The organism is Blattabacterium cuenoti (assembly GCF_014252115.1).
GTDB classification, from domain to species: Bacteria; Bacteroidota; Bacteroidia; order Flavobacteriales; family Blattabacteriaceae; genus Blattabacterium; species Blattabacterium cuenoti_AK.
Map to the genome: position 1 here is coordinate 573489 of NZ_CP059211.1, position 19799 is coordinate 593287.

The window sequence follows — 19799 nt, forward strand, 5'->3', positions numbered from 1 at the left end:
TATTATATTTGTAATAAATGTATAGAAATGTATAGAGAAAAAAAAGGAAATTTTGAAAATTCATTCATTGATTGATAAATTTTCTTCTTTTTATCCATGTGTGTTTACACTTGGTATTTTCGATGGAGTTCATATAGGTCATCAAAAAATTATTAAAAATTTAATTTTTAGATCTAAAACGAGATATTCTTCCGTACTACTTACTTTTTATCCACACCCAAAAGATGTATTGTCTTCTGATAAGAATTTTTTTTATTTAAATACTCTTACTGAAAGAATATATAATTTGGAAAAAACAGGAATAGAACATTTGATTATTCATCCTTTCACTCTTAGTTTTTCAAGAATAAAAACAAAAGATTTTTTAAAGAAAATTTTACATCCTAAATATAAAATTAGAAAGATCATTACTGGATATGATTCCCATATTGGAAAAAATAGAGATAATTATTATGAAGAAGTAAAAAAAATATCTCATCTTTATGGAGTTAAGGTTTATAAAGTTAGTCCTTACAAATTGAAAAAAAAAGTAATTAGTTCTACTCATATACGTGAATCTCTTTTATTAGGAAATATAGAATGGGCAAATAAAGCTTTAGGATACTTTTATACATTGTCTGGTAACGTTATACAAGGAAAAGGGATAGGAAAAAAAATCAATTTTCCTACTGCAAATCTACAAGTAGATTCTAAAAAATTGATTCCTAAAAAAGGTGTTTATGCAGTCAAAATTAATTATTTGTATAAAATATATTTAGGAATGTTAAATATTGGTATAAACCCTACAGTAGAGAAAGAAAATAAAAAAGTAAAAATAGAAGTACATATATTCGATTTTTTTGAAAATATATATGGAAAAAAAATAGACATTTTAATGATTTGTATAATACGTGAAGAAAAAAAATTTAACTCCATACAAGAATTGAAAAAACAAATAAGTGTGGACAAAATAAATATTCAAAAATTTTTTTCTCGTGAAAAAAAAAATTGATAAAATTCTTAATTTTTTTTTAGAAAACTCTAACTCAAAAATTTTTTTCATATCAAAAAATTCTGAAATTATAGAATATATTAAAAATAAATACAGTTCAAAATTTTCTTCAAAAACTAAATTTTTTACAATAGAAAAATTTTTTGAAAATATCTCCGGACTTAGACTTTTAGATAACCATTTAATCTTACTTTATTTTTTCTCTTTTTTAAAAAAAAATGATTTTACAGAAAAAAATTTTCAGGATTTTTTTAATTGGGGTCTTGAAATATTGCATGATTTTGAAAATATAGATTTTAATATGATAAATGTTGAAAATTTTTTTTATTCCATTATTTCAACAGAAAAAATAAATAAATGGAATTTTGATCTTTTAAAACAAAAAAAAAACTTTTTTTGGGAAAAAATACATAAGTATTATTATATTTTACAATCTCAACTATTTAAAAGAGGAATTGCTTATCATGGCATGCTTTTCAGAGCAGGAATTTCTCGTCTAGATTCTTTTATAAATAAAAATTTAGACACAAAACTTGTATTATTTCTTGTCGATTATGTTGCATTTAGTGAATGCGAAAAAGTTTTAATTCAAAAAATTATTCAACAAGGATTAGTTTATGATCTATGTGAAAAAAACGTTTCAATTTCAAACATAGATTTAGAATATTTTAATAAAAAAAAGATTTTGAAAAAAAATTTACAATATGATAATTTAAAAATTATTGGTGTTTCGAAAGAAATAGAGCAAATAAAAATTGTGGAAAATATCATATATAAATTAATAAAGAAAAATCAAAAACTTAACAAAATACTTTTAATGCCAGGAGATAAATATCTGACTACTCCATTAGTATATTCTATAAAAAAAAAATTAGGAATTAAAATATCTTTCAATTTTAATTATCCATTAAATGATATTCCCATTTATTATACTTTTTATTCTATATTACAGTTATTATTAAATAAAAATAAATTTAAAAAATTCACTAAAAAAGATGTTATAAATGTATTATCTAATGGGTACATTCAAAAATTTTTTTTGAAAAAAAATTCAATTTTAAAAAAATTAGAAACAGAAAATAATTCCGATTTTCTTTGTGAAGATATAATCAAAAAATATTTATATAAAAACGATTTATGGGGAATTTTTAAAATTCCAACTAATAATATCAAAATAATCCTTATAAGTCTTATTAGTTTTATTACAAAATTGAAAAATTTTCTTATTACAAATATTAAAAAACATTTTTTGGAATTAAAATTTATTTCTAAACTAGAAGTTTATATACAAAAGTTAAGAATAATAGCTAGAAAAACTAAAAATTTATCTATAGGAATTCATGATGTATTTAATATATACGAACAATTTACTAATACAGAAAACATACGATACATACGTAAAAGTAGAAAAGGTTTATACGTAACAGGTTTTATGGATAGTTTTATAGAAGATTTTGATATTGTAATTATCACTTCTTTTAATGAAGGAAATATTCCTCCAAACTATTATAGTAATAAAAAGAGCTCCTTCATTCCCTTTGATATACATAAAAAATTACAAATCAATAATAATAATGAGGATTTTTATTTTCATCATTTAATAAAAATCATTCAATTTTCGAAACAAACATATCTAATATATAAAAATCAACCAGATGAAATTAATTCTGGAGAAAAAAGTCGTTTTATTCATAGAATAGAAATAATTTCTAAAATTTCAAAAAAAAAAATAAATAAACCATTATTTCCTATAATAAACTCAAAAAGAGTTCCTATTATAATAAATAAAACGAAATCTATAATTCATTGTTTACATGAATTAATGCATAAAGGTTTATCTCCCTCTTCTATTCATTTATACAATTATAATCCTCTTCTATTCTATTATAAAAAAATACTTAAGTTAAATGATCCAGAAACAATATCCGATAAAAAAAAAATAGGAAAAATTATCCATCAAGTATTAAAAATTTTATATGATCCTATAAAAAACAGTTGGATTACTATTGATTCTATTCATCAAATGAAAAAAAAGTATGAATTTATTATAAAAAAAATTCTTTTAGACGAAAGAGAAATTACTGAAGGTAATAGTATGTTTTTTTATTTTATCATAAAAAATTACATAGATAATTTCATTTCATGGGATAAAAAATTTATTGTAAACGGACATAAAATTTTTCTAAAAAAAATAGAATACAAAGTATCTTCTATATTAAATATAGGATCAAAACAGGTAAATATACATGGAATTATAGATAGAATAGATGAATATGACGGGGAAACTCGTATTCTCGATTATAAAATAGGATTCTCAAAAAATAAAGAAATTAACATTTCTTTTAAAAATATTGAAAATATTTTTTATGATACAAATTATGCAAAAACTATGCAATTACTTATTTATGCCTATTTATGGTTTCAATCTTCAATATTGAAAAAAAATAAAAAAAAACCTCTTATCATAGGAATTATTTCACCAAAAATGAATGGAGACATATCACAAATTCCTATAAATATTTTTTATAATTCTCAAAAAAAAAATATAACATATACAGATTATGAATCTGTCATTTTACCATTTCTGATGAAAAGAATTTCAGATATATTAGATCCCAAAATTCCAATTATAGAAAAGATTTATTGATATAAAATATATTTTTCTATATAATCACCTACTTCTTCAGTAGTAGAAGATAATTTATAATCAATAATATCTGGTGTACATATTTTTTTTTCAATAGAATTTTGAACAGCTTTTTCCAAATGATTTTTTTCTTTATACATTCCAAAATGTTCTAACATCATAGATGCCGAAAGAATACATCCTATTGGATTTGCGATATTTTTTCCTTTTGCTTGAGGATAAGATCCATGTATAGGTTCAAACATTATTTTATCCCCTCCTGTAGAAGCCGAAGGAAGTAAACCTAAAGAACCTGTTAATACGCTTGATTCATCTGAAAGAATATCTCCAAACATATTATCTGTTAAAATAATATCAAATTTTTTAGGATTCATAATGATTTGCATGGATGCATTATCTATATACAAAAAATCTAAACATATATCTGGATAATCTAACGATATTTCTTTAATGACCTCTCTCCACAACCTAGAAGTTTCTAATACATTAGCTTTATCTACCAATGTTACTTTTTTTTTACGAGAAAAAGCAGCTTTAAAAGCCTTTTCTCCAATTCTTTCAATTTCTTTTTTAGAATAAACACAATGATCGTAAGCTTTATTACCATTTTTACAACGACCTTTTTTTCCAAAATAAATCCCTCCTGTTAATTCACGATATATAATAAAATTGACTTCCTTTAATAATTCCTTTTTTATAGGAGACTTATCTAGTTTAGGAAAAACTATTATAGGACGAATATTACAATATAAATTCATTTTTTTCCTTAGTTTTAACAATCCATCTTCAGGTCTCATACCTATTGGATTGTGATCGTATTTAGGATCTCCTATGCTGCCAAATAAAACAGCATCTGACTTCAAACAATGATCTATAGTTTCTTCTGGCATAGGATCGCTAAATTTCTCTATAGCTTTAGATCCGGCTAAAATATTCTTATAACGAAAGTCATGACCATATTTTATGGATATAGAATTTAAAACTTTAATAGTTTGTCTAATAACCTCAGGCCCTATTCCATCTCCTTCTATTACAGAAATATTTTTTATCATATTAAAAAAAAATTTCTATTTTTTTCAAAATTTTCTACATCATTTTTAATAGAGATTAAAAAATCTATGTCATCATAACCATTTATAAAACAATTTTTTTTATATGGATGTATATAAAATTTATAAAATTCTCCTGTCTTTAAAATTGTTATTTTTTGATAAATTAAATCGATTTTTATTTTAACTTTTGGATTTATTTCAACTGTATTAAATAATTTTTTTAAAAAATATTCGGATACTTCTACAGTTAGTAATCCATTATTTAATGCATTTTCTCTAAAAATATCAGCAAAAAAACTAGATATTATCACTCTAAATCCATAATCAAAAAGAGCCCATGCAGCATGTTCACGGCTAGATCCGCATCCAAAATTTCTTCCGGATAAAAGTATCTTTCCATTAAAATTAGGGTTATTTAATATAAAATTTTTATTTAATGATCCATTTTTGTGATAACGCCAATCCATAAAAAGATTTTTTCCACATTCTTTACGTTCAGTTTCTTTTAAAAAACGGGCAGGTATAATTTGATCCGTATCTACATCCTCTATAGACAATGGAACAACTTGGCTAAGTAACGTTGTAAATTTTTTCATAAACATATTTATTGATATCCACAATTTTACCTTCAATAGCTATAATAGCCGCTGTCAAAGGACTAGCAAGTAAAGTACGAGATCCTGGACCTTGTCTTCCTTCAAAATTTCTATTAGATGTAGAAATACAATACTCTCCTGCAGGAATTTTATCCTCATTCATACCTAAACAAGCAGAACATCCTGGTTGACGAAAATCAAATCCAGAATCTTTGAAAATCTTATCTAATCCTTCTTTTTTAGTTTGTTTAACTACTTGATTTGATCCAGGTACAATCATTGCTCTTACATGATTTGCTTTTTTCTTTCCTTTTATTACAAAAGCTACTAATCTTAAGTCTTCTATTCTAGAATTTGTACAACTTCCTATAAAAATATAATTAATCATTTTTCCTATCAAAGATTCTCCTAATGAAAAACCCATATAATTCATAGAATTAGGATCTATAGTATTCAGTTTAGGAATTTTTTCAGATATCTTAATTGACATTCCAGGGTTTGTCCCATATGTTATCATAGGTTCAATATTTTCAACATTGAAAATGTATTCCTTATCAAATATTGTATCCTCATCTGTCCTTAAAGATTTCCAAAAATCTATAATATTTCTTTCTTTTAATTTAAGTTTTTGGAACTTCTTACATTTTTTCACATAGTCAAAAGTAATTTGATCTGGAGATATTAATCCACCTTTTGCTCCCATTTCTATACTCATGTTACAAATAGTCATTCTACCTTCCATACTCATTTTTTTAATAGTAGACCCCATATATTCCACAAAATATCCAACTCCAGCATTCACTCCTAATTTTGATATTATATATAAAATAACATCCTTTGGAGTAACTCCTTTCCTCAAATTCCCATTTAATTCTATTTTCATTTGTTTAGGTTTAGATGATAATAAACATTGACTAGCCATAACCATAGTTACTTGACTGGTACCAATTCCAAAAGCTATACAGCCAAAGGCTCCATGAGTAGAAGTGTGACTATCCCCACAAACTATTGTCATACCAGGTAAAGTATAACCTAATTCAGGACCAATTACGTGAACTATTCCATTATTTTTATCTCCTAATCCATATAATGTAATTCCATATTTATTACAATTATCTGTTAATAAATCTATTTGTTTTCTAGATAAAGGATCTAAAATAGGTAAATGTTGATTAATTGTAGGAACATTATGATCTGCTGTTGCTATAATTTGATTAGGCCTAAGAACAGATAAATTTCTTTTTTTTAGTTCCATAAAAGCTTGAGGACTTGTAACTTCATGTATATAATGTCTGTCTATATAAAGAACAAATATTTCATTATCTAATTTCTTAATAATATGCGATTCCCAAATTTTATCAAATAATGATTTTGGCATTTTTATATAACATTTATTCTTCTATCATTCCTACTATGAGAATGCAATATTTGATTATTTTTTTTATGCTTTAAATTAACTTTATCTAATATTATTTTCAATTCTATATCAGTAATTTCTTTTTTTTTATCTGCATATTCTAAAAAAATAGAATAAACTGAATCTAAAAAATTTTTATTAAAAAAATAACCTAATTTTTTATAACGATATGCTAAAGCGGACCTTCCACTTCTGGCTGTAAGAATTATAGAAGACTCACATATTCCAACATCTTCTGGATTAATGCTTTCATAAGTTTCTCTTTTTTTAATAACTCCATCTTGATGGATTCCAGAAGAATGAGAAAAAGCATTAACACCTACTATAGCTTTATTAGCTTGTACTTTCATTCCTGTATATTTTGATACCAAACAACTAGTAGAAGAAATTAATTTTGTATTAATATCAGTGAAGAAATTTAAATGATTATTTTGCTTAATAATCATAACAATTTCTTCTAAAGAAGTATTCCCTGCTCTTTCCCCTATTCCATTAATAGTACACTCTACTTGTTCTGCTCCATTCATAATTCCAGCTAATGAATTAGCAGTAGCCAGTCCTAAATCATTATGACAGTGAGTAGATAATATAATCTTATGAATTCCTTTTACATTTTCTTTTAAAAAACGAATTTTATTTCCATATTCTTCTGGTAAACAATATCCTGTAGTATCAGGAATATTAATTACTGTTGCTCCACATTTGATTACAGTTTCACAAACTTTTGCTAAAAATTCATTTTCTGTACGTCCTGCATCCTCAGCATAAAATTCTACATCTTCTACAAATTTTTTTGCATATTTTACTGCGTGTATAGCTCTTTCTATTATTTTTTCTGGAGTACTATTAAATTTATAACGAATATGACAATCTGAGGTTCCTATTCCGGTATGAATCCTAGGTCTTTTGGCGTTTTTCAACGATAAACTAGCAATTTCTATATCCTTTTCTATAGCTCTAGATAGAGCACAAACTACAGTTTTTGAAATAGATTTACTAATTTCTTGAACAGATTTATAATCTCCAGGACTTGAAGTAGGAAATCCAGCTTCTATTACATCTACCCCCAAAAATTCCAGTTTTCTAGCTATACTTACTTTTTCTTTAGTATTCAATTTACATCCTGGAACCTGCTCTCCATCTCGCAATGATGTATCAAATATTTGTATTTTCCTTTTTTCCATGATCATTGGATTGTTTTCATCAAAACTATTTTTTCTGGTAAGAAAATAGAAATAAATTGTTATAATAATTACAATACCTAATTTAGGTAAATTGTTTATATTTTTCTATTAATCAAGTAGAATATTATTATAATATTACAATGACTAATTACAATAATAAATATAAAAAATCAGATCATCTTTTTTTACTAATTCAAACTTTATCAAAATCTGAAAAAAGAAATTTTAGAATTTATGCAAATCGTATAAAAAAAAATAAAACGGCTAAGTTCATGGAACTATTTGATATTATGATAAAAATGGAATTTTATAACGAAAGAAAAATATTAAAAAACATCCATAATATAAAGAAAGAACAATTATCTAATATGAAAGCTCATTTATATAAACAAATTTTGATTAGTCTTAAAAAAAAATTACAGAACACCATAGAAAATCATGATATAAAAATACGTGAATATTTAGATTTCTCTAAAATTTTATACAACAAAGGTTTATATATACAAAGTTTAAAATTATTGGGAAAAGCCAAAATTATTGCTAAATATTATGAATCTAATACTATTTTGTTAGAATTAATAGAATTTGAAAAAATGATAGAATCTCAACATATAACTAGAAGTCTTTATACTAGATCTGGAGAATTATCCCTAGAATCAAAAGAATTAATTGAGAAAATTCAATATAATAATACATTATCTAATCTTTCTTTAGAATTATATGGTTTATATTTAAAAGTAGGATATGTCAGAAATGAGAAAGATAAAATCTTTATAGAAACATACTTTCGTACAAATCTTCCAAAATTTGATGTTGATAAACTTAATTTTTACGAAAAATTATTTTTATATCAAGCTCAAGTATGGTATCATTACATTAGACAAGATTTCATTTTATGTTATAGATCATCTTCTAAATGGGTAGAATTATTTCATAATTATAAAAAATCTAAAAAAATAGCTCCTGTAAGCTATTTAAAAGGATATCATCATTTGTTAGATACTTTATTTTATTTAAATCATTATTCAAAATTTATTCATGTATTAAAACAATTTGAGAAAGAAGTTAAAAATGGAGAAATTTTAATAAATGGAAATACTAAAATATTAATTTTTATGTATACATATACTAATCGTATCAATAAACATTATATGGAAGGAAGTTTTTCGGAAGGTGTTAAAAAAATAATTCCGTCATTATTTGTGGAATTCAGAAAGGTTTATAATCAATTAGATTCTCATTATATTATGATTCTTTATTACAAAATTGCTTGTTTATATTTTGGTAGTGGAGATAATGAAAATACTATTCGATATTTATCTAAAATTATAGAAAATAAAAAAGTAAAACTACGACAAGATTTGCAATGTTTTGCAAGACTTTTACATTTAATTGCGTGTTATGAAAGTGGACGAGATGAAAATATGGATCAAAAGATTGAATCCACATATAAATTTTTTATTAAAATGAATGATTGGTATTTTGTGCAAAAAAAAATTATTCATTTTTTTAAAAATTTAGGAAACATATACCCACATCAAATTAAAAACCAATTTAAAAAATTAAGAGATAAGTTAGTTAAATATTATGATCATCCTTATGAAAAAAGAACTTTTTTGTATTTAGATATTATTTCTTGGATAAATTCAAAAATAGAAAATAAATCTATAGAATTGATTACAAAAGAAAAATTTGTAAAAAATAATATAAAAAAATAAAAATTTTTTAATTCAATAAAAATATGACTTTAAAAAAAAGAATCATGAAATATGAAAAAATAAAATGAATTAAAATTTTGTATGAAAAACATAAAAGTGAAACACTATAACAATTAATAACAAAATAAAAAAGAATGAAAATATTGAAAAATAATTTCAGTATACTGCATAACATATAAATGTATATAGTGTATTTATATTTATTTTTTGTTGTAGTAAATAAATAAAAAAGAAAAAAAAAATTATTTATAGGTAATAAGAAAGCATATATTTTATATATAAAAGAAAATTGTTTTTGATGAAAAGTGATACAAATGATAATATGAAAAAAACTAAAAAATAAAGTAAATAAATTATATAAGATGATTTTTCTTATCATAAATAAATAATGTTAAATTATGCAAAATATTATTTATGAACTCTCATGGAGAGGTTTAATTAAAAACAAAGTTCCTGGTATAGAAAATCAATTGAAAAAACCTATCACCATGTATATAGGTTTTGATCCAACATCTGATTCTTTACATTTAGGAAGTCTTTTGCCTATTATGATGTTAATTCACTTTCAAAAGAATGGACATAAATCTTTAGCATTAATAGGTCAAGCTACAGGTTTTATAGGAGATCCTTCCGAAAAAGAAAATAAAAGAATTTTTTTAAGTAAAGAAATTCTACAAAAAAATACGACATCTATAAGAAATCAAATATTGAATCTTTTAAAGTTTCATTCAATAAAAATAGAATTGTTAAATAATTTTGATTGGATTCAAAATATTTCTTTTATAGATTTCATTCGTGAAATAGGAAAATATTTTTCTGTAAATTATATGATATCTAAAGATTCTGTAAAAAAAAGAATTAATAATAATAAAAACGGAATCTCGTTCACTGAATTTTCTTATTCTCTTATACAAGGATATGATTTTTTATATTTAAATCAAATTAAAAACTGCCAATTACAAATTGGAGGATCTGATCAATGGGGGAATATTACAACAGGTATAGAATTAATTCGAAAAAAAACAGGAAAAAAAGCGTATGGAATTACTTTTCCCTTAATAGTGAAACCTAATGGAATGAAATTCGGAAAAAGTGAGAAAGGAGAAAATATATGGTTAGATAAAAAAAAAACATCCCCATACAAATTTTATCAATTTTGGATGAATATTTCTGATTTCGAAATTGAAAAATATATAAAAATATATACTTTTTTTTCTAAAGAAAAAATAGAAAATTTGATCTCTAAACATAGAAAATATCCAAGTAAAAGATTATTACAGAGAAAATTGGCTTCTGAAATTACTGAATGGGTTCATGGAAATGAAATTTCCAAAAAAATAACAGAAATAACAAATGTATTATTTGATAATAAAAATCAATCTTTTCAATTATTAGATGACAAAACTTTAATTTCTATATATAATTATATTCCACATATGCTTTTATCTCATAATGAATTAGAAAAAGGAATTTTTTTATTGGATCTTTTAAAGAAAAGTGGTTTTTTCCCTTCTAAAAATGAAGCCAATCATGCTTTAAAAGCAAATTCAATTCGTTTAAATAAAATTCTTATAAAAGAAAATATTTTAATCAAAAAAGAAAACATAATAAGAAAAAAATATATTTTTTTACAATTTGGAAAAAAAGAATTTTTTCTCATAAAAGTTGAATAAATTTAATACACAAAATATCTTAATATTTTAAGATCATATCGCCAATTTTTACAAACTTCTACAAGAAATTTTAATTTCATCTTTTTTTTTTAGAAAAAATTCTATACTTCTTATAGAAAGAAAACTTTAATTTTTTAAGGGAATTTCCTTTTTTTCCTATTAATATTAATTTTTGAGAATATCGTTCCACATATTATATATATAAGAATATATATATGATTGCGTTCTTATTTTTGATAGATTTTGTATCTACTTATACAAAATAAGGGACTTATTTTTTATAGAAGAGAAGAATTTTTTCTCTAATCATTTCATTTACAAAAAAACGTTCAGATTTATTACTTAAATAATTTTTTGGATAATAAGGAGGCTGTTCAGATAATAAAGATATAATCTTATTCATTAATTAATAGATCTTGATTCATTTTTTTTGCAGATATTGGTAATATTTTTGAATGGGGGGGGCAATTTATCCCAATAATCAACAGTATCGTATCATATAATATATTTTCATTCCATTGAAATCCTATTTTATCTATTTTATTAATTAATATAAGAATGGGGATTTTTTTATTTTTTTTCTTAATATGATTGAGTATTGAAATATCTTCTAATTTTCCTATTTCTGTAGTAAGTAAAATAATATCCGCATTTTCTAATGATTTTTCCACATGTTGCATCATAATTTTTTGCATAGGATACATAGAATCAATTATTCCCGGAGTATCAGAAAATATAATTTGAAAGTTAGATTTATTAATGATTCCTAATATTCTATGACGAGTAGTTTTTGGTTTATTCGTTATAATAGAAAGTTTTTTTCTCCTATGAGAGAATTCATTAAGGTAGATTTTCCCACATTAGGAGATCCTATAATATTGACAAAACCAGACTTATGTACCAAAAGTTCTAAATATTATTAGAATTATCTATTCTTTCTGATTTTCTGAATATAATTCCTTGTTCTTTGAAAAAATCTATTAAAATTTTGTGATTTTTTTGTATCTTTCCTTTTATAATTTCTTTTGATAAATTATTTAAAATATCATGTTGAATTACTCTTTTTAAAGGTCTAGCTCCAAAATGGGGATCATATCCTTTTTCTGATAAATATTCTATAACTTCATTAGTTGATTCTATAAAAACGTTTTTTTTATTATATAACAGTTCTCCTAATTTTTTCATTTGTAATTTAACAATATCTCTTATTTCCTTTCTAGAAAGAGGTTTAAACAAGATAATTTCATCTATACGGTTAATAAATTCAGGTCTTACAACATTTTTTAACAAATCTATCAAAGCTTTTTTTGTTGCTTCCATTCTATTATAAGAAATAGAAATTTCTTGATTCAAATTTTCCTGAATAATATCTGCTCCTATATTAGAAGTCATAATAATAATAGTATTTGTAAAATTTACCGTCCTTCCTTTATTATCAGTTAATCTTCCGTCATCTAAGATTTGTAACAGTATGTTTAAAACATCTGAATGTGCTTTTTCTATTTCGTCTAATAAAATAACACTATAAGGACGTCTACGTATAGCTTCTGTTAATTGTCCACTTTCTTCGTAACCTATATATCCAGGTGGAGCTCCTATGAATCTACTTACGGTATGTCGTTCTTGATATTCACTCATATCTATACGAACCATATTATTATCATCATCAAATAAATATTCTGCTAAAGTTTTAGCTAATTCCGTTTTTCCTACTCCTGTTCCACCCATGAAAAGAAAAGATCCTATAGGCTTCTTTTCATCTTGTAATCCTGCTCTAGAACGTCGTATAGAATCTGCAACAGATTGTATTGCATCATCTTGTCCTATAACTCTTTTATGTAATTCTTTTTCCAAAAATAATAATTTTTCTCTTTCACTTTGTAACATTTTAGTAACCGGAATTCCAGTCCATTTAGACACTACTTGTGCTATATCCTCTTTATAAACCTCTTCTTGAATCATTTTTTTTCCTTGATATTCTTGTTTTTTTAATTCATTTTCTAACGATTTTACTTTTTTTTCTTCTTCTTTTATTTTTCCATATCTTAATTCTGCTACTTTTCCATAATCACCTGATCTCTCCGCTTGTTCTGCTTCAAATTTATAATTCTCTATTTTATCTTTCGATTTTTGTATTCCTTCAACTAAATCTTTTTCATTTTGCCATTGAGTTTGTAATTGCATTCTCTCTTCATTCAATTTATATAATTCTTTTTTTAAAGGAATTAATTGTTTTTCATCATTTTCTCTTTTCAAAGCTTCTATTTGTATTTCCATATGCATAATTTTTCTATGTAATACATCTAATTCTTCCGGTTTTGAATTTATCTCCATTCTTAACTTGGAAGCAGATTCGTCTACTAAATCAATCGCTTTGTCCGGTAAAAAACGTTCATTGATATAACGTTTAGATAGCTCCACTGCTGCTATAATAGATTCATCTTTTATCCTTACTTTATGATGACTTTCATATTTTTCTTTGATTCCACGTAATATAGATATTGCATCTGAAATAGAAGGTTCATCTACATATACTTGTTGAAATCTTCTTTCTAAAGCTTTATCTATTCTGAAATATTTTTGATATTCATTTAAAGTTGTGGCGCCTATTGCTCTAAGTTCTCCTCTAGCTAATGCTGGTTTTAAAATATTTGCTGCGTCCATAGCTCCTTCACCTCCTCCTGCACCAACTAAAGTATGAATTTCATCGATAAATAAAATGATTTTTCCATCTGAAGATGTTACTTCTTTAACTACAGCCTTAAGACGTTCCTCAAATTCTCCTTTATATTTAGCTCCTGCAATCAAAGAAGCCATATCTAAAGAATATACTTCTTTATCTTTTAAATTATCGGGAATGTCTCCGCTAATAATACGATGAGCTAAACCTTCAGCAATGGCAGTTTTTCCTACCCCTGCTTCACCAATCAATATAGGATTATTTTTTGTTCTTCTAGATAATATCTGCAGAACTCTACGTATTTCTTCATCACGACCAATAACAGGATCCAATTTTCCTTTATTAGCCCATTCGTTAAGATTTTTTGCATATTTATTTAAAGCATTATATATATTTTCTACTGTAGGGGAAATTACTTTTCCGTTTTTTTTTCTTATATTTTCGATGATTTCTTTTATTTTTTTTTCTGTTATTCCCTGATCTTTCAATAATTTTGAAGTACTATCAAAACTCATAAAAATTCCATAAAAAATATGTTCTATAGAAATGAATTCATCCTTTAATGTATTAGCATAATTTTCCGCAATATTTAACATTTTTGTGACGTTCGATCCAAAATATTGTGTTAAAGGTTCACTAAGGATTTTTGGATAAGATGAAATTATACGATCTAATCCAATGATTATTGATTTGGTATTTACTTTTAATTTTTTTAAAAGGAAAGGGATTATATTTTCTTCAACTTTTAATATTGATTTTAAAATATGTGCATTTTCTATGGATTGTTGACTATTTTTTAGTGCAATATTTTGTGCTTCTTTTATCGCTTCTTGTGATTTTATCGTGAATTTATTATTATAATTCATAATAAAAATTTCATTTTTATTTTATAATATAAAAAAAATTTATGATCATAATAGTTATCAAAACTAATCATTTCAAAATATTTATTTTCGCAATATGACAAAACAAGAAGAAATTCAATTTCTTTCAAAAAGAATTCATAAAATTTATGATGTTCTCAAAATAGAGGAAATAAAAAAACGTATAAATCAAGAAAAAGAAAAAACATTAAATCCTAATTTTTGGAAAAATTATAAAAAATCTAAAAATTTTATAAAATACATGCATGACATAAAAACATGTATGAGTGATTTTATGGAATTAAAAAATGCTTTTGAAGAATTAGAAATAATATTTTCTTTGTCTAAAGAAGAAAATATAGAAAAAGAATTAGAAATTCAATTGTATAAAACTAAAAAATTGTTATCAAACATAGAATTCAAAAATATTCTTTCAGAAAAAGAGGATTCTTTCAATGCTATATTACAAATCTCTTCTGGAGCTGGAGGAACTGAAAGTTGTGATTGGACTTCAATGTTAATGAGAATGTATTCTATGTGGGCAGAAAAACAAAACTTTTCTGTAAAAAAAATTCATCATATATGTGGGGATGTTACTGGTATTAAATCTGTTACTTTGGAAATTGATGGTCTTTATGCTTTTGGATATCTAAAAGGAGAAAATGGAGTACATAGATTAGTTCGAATATCTCCGTTTGATAGCAATTCAAAACGTCATACTTCTTTTTCTTCTGTATATGTTTATCCTATGATCAATGATCATATTAATATAGACGTTAAAATATCAGATATACAATGGGAAACTTTTCGATCTAGTGGAGCAGGAGGTCAAAATGTAAATAAAGTAGAAACAGGAGTAAGATTACGTCATAATCCAACAGGAATCATTATAGAAAATAGTGAATCCCGTTCTCAAATACAAAATCGGCAAAAAGCTTTACAAATATTAAAATCTAGACTATTTGAACTAGAAGTAGTTAAAAGAAATGAAAAAAAAGAAAAAATAGAATCAAAAAAAAAAAAAATAGAATGGGGTTCTCAGATTCGAAATTATATTATGCATCCTTACAAATTAATAAAAGATTTAAGAACTGGTTATGAAACTAGACAAATACAATCTGTTATGAATGGAGAAATAGATATTTTTTTAAAAAAATTTTTAATATATAATAAAGATAATAAAAATATAAATTAATTTCTCTCATTTATTTTATATATTATTATACTAAATTTCAATGAAAATCCGGTATTCAGATCTAATTGATCAAACTTTTAATTTTCCTACTGAGGAATTTTCTATAAAAAATAATCTTTTAGAATTTCACGGAATTCCATTAATGGATCTCATAAAAAAATATGGGACTCCATTAAAATTTACATACTTACCGAAAATATCTCAAAATATACGAAAGGCTAAAAAATGGTTTAATAAAGCAATTCATTCTAATCAATACAATAATAAATATACTTATTGTTATTGTACAAAAAGTTCTCATTTCTCTTTTGTATTAGAAGAAGTTTTAAAAAATAATATTAGTATTGAAACTTCATATGCTTATGATATTGAAATTGTAAAAAATCTTTATCAAAAAGGAAAAACTACTAAAAATATTGAAGTTGTATGCAACGGGTTTAAAACTGAAAATTATATTGAAAATATTTCAGAACTTATTAACAACGGATTTTATAATACAATTCCAATATTAGATAACTCTGATGAGTTAGAAAAACTCAGTTTATTCATTAATTATCCTTTTAAATTAGGTATACGTATAGCTTCAGAAGAAGAACCAAAATTTGAATTTTATACTTCTAGATTAGGAATAGGATATAAAGATATTATTTTTTTTTACTTGAATAAAATAAAAAATAACCCTAAAGTTGAATTAAAAATGTTACATTTTTTTATTAATACAGGGATCAAAGATACTGCCTATTATTGGAACGAACTTTTCAAATGTTTGCATATTTATGCTAAATTGAAAAAAATAGCACCAGAATTGGAAATTTTAAATATAGGAGGAGGGTTTCCTATTAAAACATCTATGTCTTTCAAATACGATTATGAATATATGACCAACGAAATTGTTTATCAGATAAAAAAATTTTGTCAAAAAGAAAATATCTCAGAACCCCATATTTACACAGAATTTGGGGCTTATACAGTTGGAGAAAGTGGAGGAATGTTGTATAAAATACTTAATCAAAAACGTCAAAATGATAGGGAAAAATGGAATATGATAGATAGTTCTTTTATGACGACACTTCCCGACACTTGGGCAATAAGCCAAAGATTCATTATGATGGCAATTAATCGTTGGAATGATTGTTATGAAAGAGTTTTTTTAGGGGGATTGACATGTGATAGTGATGATTATTATAATTCAGAACAACATATGAATGCTATATATCTTCCTTGTTTTCATCAAGAAACTCCACTTTACATTGGTTTTTTTAATACTGGAGCTTATCAAGACACAATAAGTGGATATGGAGGTGTGCATCATTGTTTAATTCCTCAACCTATTCACATATTGATAGATCATGATGAAAAAAAAAATTTTGTGTATAAAATTTTTCGTCATTCACAAAGTCCCGAAGAAATTATGAAAATATTAGGTTATTGAAATTTAATTATAAAAAAAAAACTTTTGCTGGAATACCTAAAAAGTATGCTAAACTTGATAAATCTCAAACGGTACTTATTCCAGTTCCATATGACTATACTCAAACATGGAAAAAAGGATCTAAAAAAGGACCCAAAGCTTTTTTAGATGCATCAAAACATATGGAATTGTATGATATTGAGACTGATTCAGAAGTTTATAGAAAAGGAATCTTTCTTGTTCCATCTATTGTTACCCCTTTAATCTCTACAAAAGAGATGATTAAAAAAGTATATGATATTACAAAAAAATATCTTTCTAAAGAAAAATTCATAACATTTATAGGTGGAGATCATTCTATATCAATAGGAAGTATTAGATCTTTTGGAGAAAAATATAAAAATTTAAGTATTCTTCATATGGACGCGCATACAGATTTACGTCCTATATACAAAGGGGATCCCTATAATCACGCTTGTTCCATGTACGAAGCTTCTAAAAAATATCCTTTGATACAAATAGGAATTCGTAGTATGGATATACTAGAGAAAAAATACATCCAAAAAGGAAACATATTTTATATGCATGATATTTATAAAAATAATTTATGGATGAAAGAAGCTATTCATAAATTATCTAAAAACGTATTCATTACTATAGATATAGATGTTTTCGATCCTAGTATAGCACCTTCAACTGGTACTCCAGAACCAGGAGGTTTGTTTTGGTATACAACTTTAAAATTTTTGAAAAAAGTTTTTCAAAAAAGAAATGTAGTAGGATTTGATATTGTTGAACTTTTACCTAACAATAAGGAATCTTCTACAGATTTTTTAACTGTAAAACTTTATTATAAATTATTATCATATAAACATACTTAATAAATGTGAATTTATTATAAAAACAATATAATGAATATATATATGTGTATATGAAAAAAATTATTATAGCTATAGATGGATATTCTTCATCTGGAAAAAGTACTTTAGCAAAAGCCATTTCTGAAAAATTAAAATATAAACATATAGATAGTGGAGCTCTTTATAGAAGCATAGCTTTATTTGCTATTCAAAAAAAAATATTTAATAGCGATTTATGGAATGTACATAATTTTATTCCTCTTTTGGAAAAAATAAACTTAAAATTTAAATGGAATAAAAAATACGGTCAAACAAATATTTTTTTAAATGAAGAAAATATTCAATCTAAAATAAGAACTGAAAAAATAGGAAAAAAAGTAAGTTTACTTGCTCAGATACCAGAAATTAGGAAAATATTAACTGTTATGCAAAGAAATATTGGAAAAAATAAAGGAATTGTTGTAGATGGAAGAGATATAGGGAATTATGTATTTCCTAAATCGGAAATAAAAATATTTATGAAAGGATCTATAGAAATTCGTTCTTATAGGAGATATCAAGATTTAAAAAAAAGAGGAGAAAAGGTTTCTTATGAAGAGGTAAAAAAAAATCTAATCCATAGAGATATAATGGATGTTTCACGAAATATTTCTCCACTTAAAAAATCTGTAGATTCGGTAGAAATAGACAATACATCGATGACTATAGAAGAGCAATTAAATTTAATTTTTCAATTAATTAATAAAAAAACAAAATAACCATATAATATTTATAATATGAAACTTTTAAATGGAAAAATAGCTGTAGTTACAGGAGGTTCAGGAGATATAGGTAAATCGATTGTCAAAACTTTTGTACAACATGGAGCTAATGTTATTTTTACATTTTTTTCCTCAAAAAAAGAAGCAAAAAAATTAGAATTTGAATTCAAAGATTTAGTTGAAGCATATAAAATAGATCTTTCGGATTTTAATTCATCGGAAAATTTAGTAAAAAAAGTAATAAAAAAATACGGAAGTTTAGATATTTTAGTAAACAATGCAGGAATTATAAAAGATAATTTTTTGCTTAAAATATCGAAAAGTGATTGGGATAATGTAATAAAAACTAATTTATATTCTATATTTAATTTAACTAAACATGCTATTTATCCTATGATGAAACAAAAAAAAGGAAGTATTATTAACATGAGTTCTGTTGTGGGATTAACAGGAAATATTGGACAATCTAATTATGCAGCATCTAAAGCAGGAATTATTGGATTCACAAAATCAGTAGCTAGAGAATTAGGAAAAAAAAATATTCGTTGTAATGCCATTGCTCCAGGTTATATTATAACAAAAATAAATTCTCATTTTATTCCTAGAATAAAAGAAAATTGGATAAAAAACATTCCATTAAAAAGACCCGGATATCCTCAAGATATAGCTAATTCAACTTTATTTCTTGCTTCAGATTTATCAAATTATATTACAGGAATTGTATTAAATGTAAATGGAGGTTTAATTTAAA

General features: G+C 24.2%; 17 protein-coding genes. 9 read left to right on the forward strand and 8 right to left on the reverse strand.

Annotated features, from left to right (window positions below; translation table 11 throughout):
- The first annotated feature begins 52 nt into the window (after positions 1 to 52).
- A complete protein-coding gene (locus H0H44_RS02805; protein ID WP_185871603.1) occupies positions 53 to 991 on the forward strand; it encodes a bifunctional riboflavin kinase/FAD synthetase in 939 nt (312 codons plus the stop codon).
- Positions 975 to 3638, forward strand: coding sequence for a PD-(D/E)XK nuclease family protein (locus tag H0H44_RS02810; RefSeq protein WP_185871604.1), 2664 nt, complete (start codon positions 975 to 977; stop codon positions 3636 to 3638). Before H0H44_RS02805 ends, H0H44_RS02810 begins: the two co-directional genes overlap by 17 nt.
- On the opposite strand, the gene leuB is transcribed toward H0H44_RS02810, so the two are convergent.
- From leuB to H0H44_RS02830, 4 genes are read right to left on the reverse strand one after another with little or no spacing between them, the layout of a single operon-like run.
- Positions 3632 to 4690, reverse strand: coding sequence for a 3-isopropylmalate dehydrogenase (leuB, locus tag H0H44_RS02815; RefSeq protein WP_185871605.1), 1059 nt, complete (start codon positions 4688 to 4690; stop codon positions 3632 to 3634). The genes H0H44_RS02810 and leuB overlap by 7 nt on opposite strands.
- Positions 4687 to 5286, reverse strand: a complete 600-nt coding sequence (gene leuD, locus H0H44_RS02820) for a 3-isopropylmalate dehydratase small subunit (protein ID WP_185871606.1) — start codon at positions 5284 to 5286, stop codon at positions 4687 to 4689. The genes leuB and leuD overlap by 4 nt, the downstream gene beginning before the upstream one ends.
- Positions 5261 to 6664, reverse strand: coding sequence for a 3-isopropylmalate dehydratase large subunit (leuC, locus tag H0H44_RS02825; protein ID WP_185871607.1), 1404 nt, complete (start codon positions 6662 to 6664; stop codon positions 5261 to 5263). The genes leuD and leuC overlap by 26 nt, the downstream gene beginning before the upstream one ends.
- Before the next feature lie 2 nt (positions 6665 to 6666).
- Positions 6667 to 7887, reverse strand: a complete 1221-nt coding sequence (locus tag H0H44_RS02830; protein ID WP_185871608.1) for a 2-isopropylmalate synthase — start codon at positions 7885 to 7887, stop codon at positions 6667 to 6669.
- A 140-nt stretch (positions 7888 to 8027) separates the two neighbouring features.
- Here H0H44_RS02830 and H0H44_RS02835 point away from each other — a divergent pair, with 140 nt between their 5' ends.
- A complete protein-coding gene (locus H0H44_RS02835; RefSeq protein WP_185871609.1) occupies positions 8028 to 9605 on the forward strand; it encodes a hypothetical protein in 1578 nt (525 codons plus the stop codon).
- 398 nt (positions 9606 to 10003) lie between these two features.
- Positions 10004 to 11278 (forward strand): tyrosine--tRNA ligase, encoded by a 1275-nt coding sequence (gene tyrS / locus H0H44_RS02840; RefSeq protein ID WP_185871610.1) that lies wholly within the window; start codon positions 10004 to 10006, stop codon positions 11276 to 11278.
- A 76-nt stretch (positions 11279 to 11354) separates the two neighbouring features.
- Here the strand turns inward: tyrS and H0H44_RS03125 are convergent, their stop codons facing one another.
- The 4 genes from H0H44_RS03125 to clpB all read right to left on the reverse strand — a co-directional run bounded on the left by H0H44_RS03125 (position 11355) and on the right by clpB (position 14824).
- The gene (locus H0H44_RS03125) at positions 11355 to 11468 is read right to left on the reverse strand and encodes a hypothetical protein (protein WP_394798462.1); all 114 of its coding nucleotides are present in this window, start codon (positions 11466 to 11468) and stop codon (positions 11355 to 11357) included.
- Positions 11469 to 11673: 205 nt separating this feature from the next.
- Complete coding sequence (locus H0H44_RS03130) at positions 11674 to 12087, reverse strand: GTP-binding protein (protein ID WP_394798470.1); 414 nt, start codon at positions 12085 to 12087, stop codon at positions 11674 to 11676.
- Positions 12081 to 12182 carry a GTPase gene (locus H0H44_RS03135; RefSeq protein ID WP_394798463.1) on the reverse strand — a complete coding sequence of 34 codons (102 nt, stop codon included), beginning with the start codon at positions 12180 to 12182 and terminating at the stop codon, positions 12081 to 12083. The genes H0H44_RS03130 and H0H44_RS03135 overlap by 7 nt, the downstream gene beginning before the upstream one ends.
- A 5-nt stretch (positions 12183 to 12187) precedes the next feature.
- Complete coding sequence (gene clpB, locus H0H44_RS02850; RefSeq protein WP_185871611.1) at positions 12188 to 14824, reverse strand: ATP-dependent chaperone ClpB; 2637 nt, start codon at positions 14822 to 14824, stop codon at positions 12188 to 12190.
- Between the two features lie 94 nt (positions 14825 to 14918).
- Here clpB and prfB point away from each other — a divergent pair, with 94 nt between their 5' ends.
- From prfB to H0H44_RS02875, 5 genes are read left to right on the forward strand one after another with little or no spacing between them, the layout of a single operon-like run.
- Positions 14919 to 16016, forward strand: coding sequence for a peptide chain release factor 2 (gene prfB / locus H0H44_RS02855; protein WP_185871612.1), 1098 nt, complete (start codon positions 14919 to 14921; stop codon positions 16014 to 16016).
- A gap of 40 nt (positions 16017 to 16056) precedes the next feature.
- Positions 16057 to 17448: a type III PLP-dependent enzyme domain-containing protein gene (locus H0H44_RS02860; RefSeq protein ID WP_185871613.1), complete on the forward strand. Its 1392-nt coding sequence runs from the start codon at positions 16057 to 16059 to the stop codon at positions 17446 to 17448.
- Positions 17445 to 18308: an agmatinase gene (speB, locus tag H0H44_RS02865; RefSeq protein ID WP_185871614.1), complete on the forward strand. Its 864-nt coding sequence runs from the start codon at positions 17445 to 17447 to the stop codon at positions 18306 to 18308. The genes H0H44_RS02860 and speB overlap by 4 nt, the downstream gene beginning before the upstream one ends.
- 50 nt (positions 18309 to 18358) lie before the next feature.
- The gene (gene cmk / locus H0H44_RS02870) at positions 18359 to 19045 is read left to right on the forward strand and encodes a (d)CMP kinase (RefSeq protein ID WP_185871615.1); all 687 of its coding nucleotides are present in this window, start codon (positions 18359 to 18361) and stop codon (positions 19043 to 19045) included.
- Between the two features lie 18 nt (positions 19046 to 19063).
- Positions 19064 to 19798: a beta-ketoacyl-ACP reductase gene (locus H0H44_RS02875; protein WP_185871616.1), complete on the forward strand. Its 735-nt coding sequence runs from the start codon at positions 19064 to 19066 to the stop codon at positions 19796 to 19798.
- Position 19799: the final 1 nt, after the last annotated feature.

Coding starts and splice junctions, on each gene's coding strand:
- leuC (WP_185871607.1), bottom strand. CDS start 6,664: ATGCCAAAATCATTATTTGATAAAATTTGGGAATCGCATATTATTAAG.
- H0H44_RS02830 (WP_185871608.1), bottom strand. CDS start 7,887: ATGGAAAAAAGGAAAATACAAATATTTGATACATCATTGCGAGATGGA.
- prfB (WP_185871612.1), top strand. CDS start 14,919: ATGACAAAACAAGAAGAAATTCAATTTCTTTCAAAAAGAATTCATAAA.
- leuB (WP_185871605.1), bottom strand. CDS start 4,690: ATGATAAAAAATATTTCTGTAATAGAAGGAGATGGAATAGGGCCTGAG.
- cmk (WP_185871615.1), top strand. CDS start 18,359: ATGAAAAAAATTATTATAGCTATAGATGGATATTCTTCATCTGGAAAA.
- clpB (WP_185871611.1), bottom strand. CDS start 14,824: ATGAATTATAATAATAAATTCACGATAAAATCACAAGAAGCGATAAAA.
- leuD (WP_185871606.1), bottom strand. CDS start 5,286: ATGAAAAAATTTACAACGTTACTTAGCCAAGTTGTTCCATTGTCTATA.
- tyrS (WP_185871610.1), top strand. CDS start 10,004: ATGCAAAATATTATTTATGAACTCTCATGGAGAGGTTTAATTAAAAAC.
- H0H44_RS02875 (WP_185871616.1), top strand. CDS start 19,064: ATGAAACTTTTAAATGGAAAAATAGCTGTAGTTACAGGAGGTTCAGGA.
- H0H44_RS02860 (WP_185871613.1), top strand. CDS start 16,057: ATGAAAATCCGGTATTCAGATCTAATTGATCAAACTTTTAATTTTCCT.
- H0H44_RS02835 (WP_185871609.1), top strand. CDS start 8,028: ATGACTAATTACAATAATAAATATAAAAAATCAGATCATCTTTTTTTA.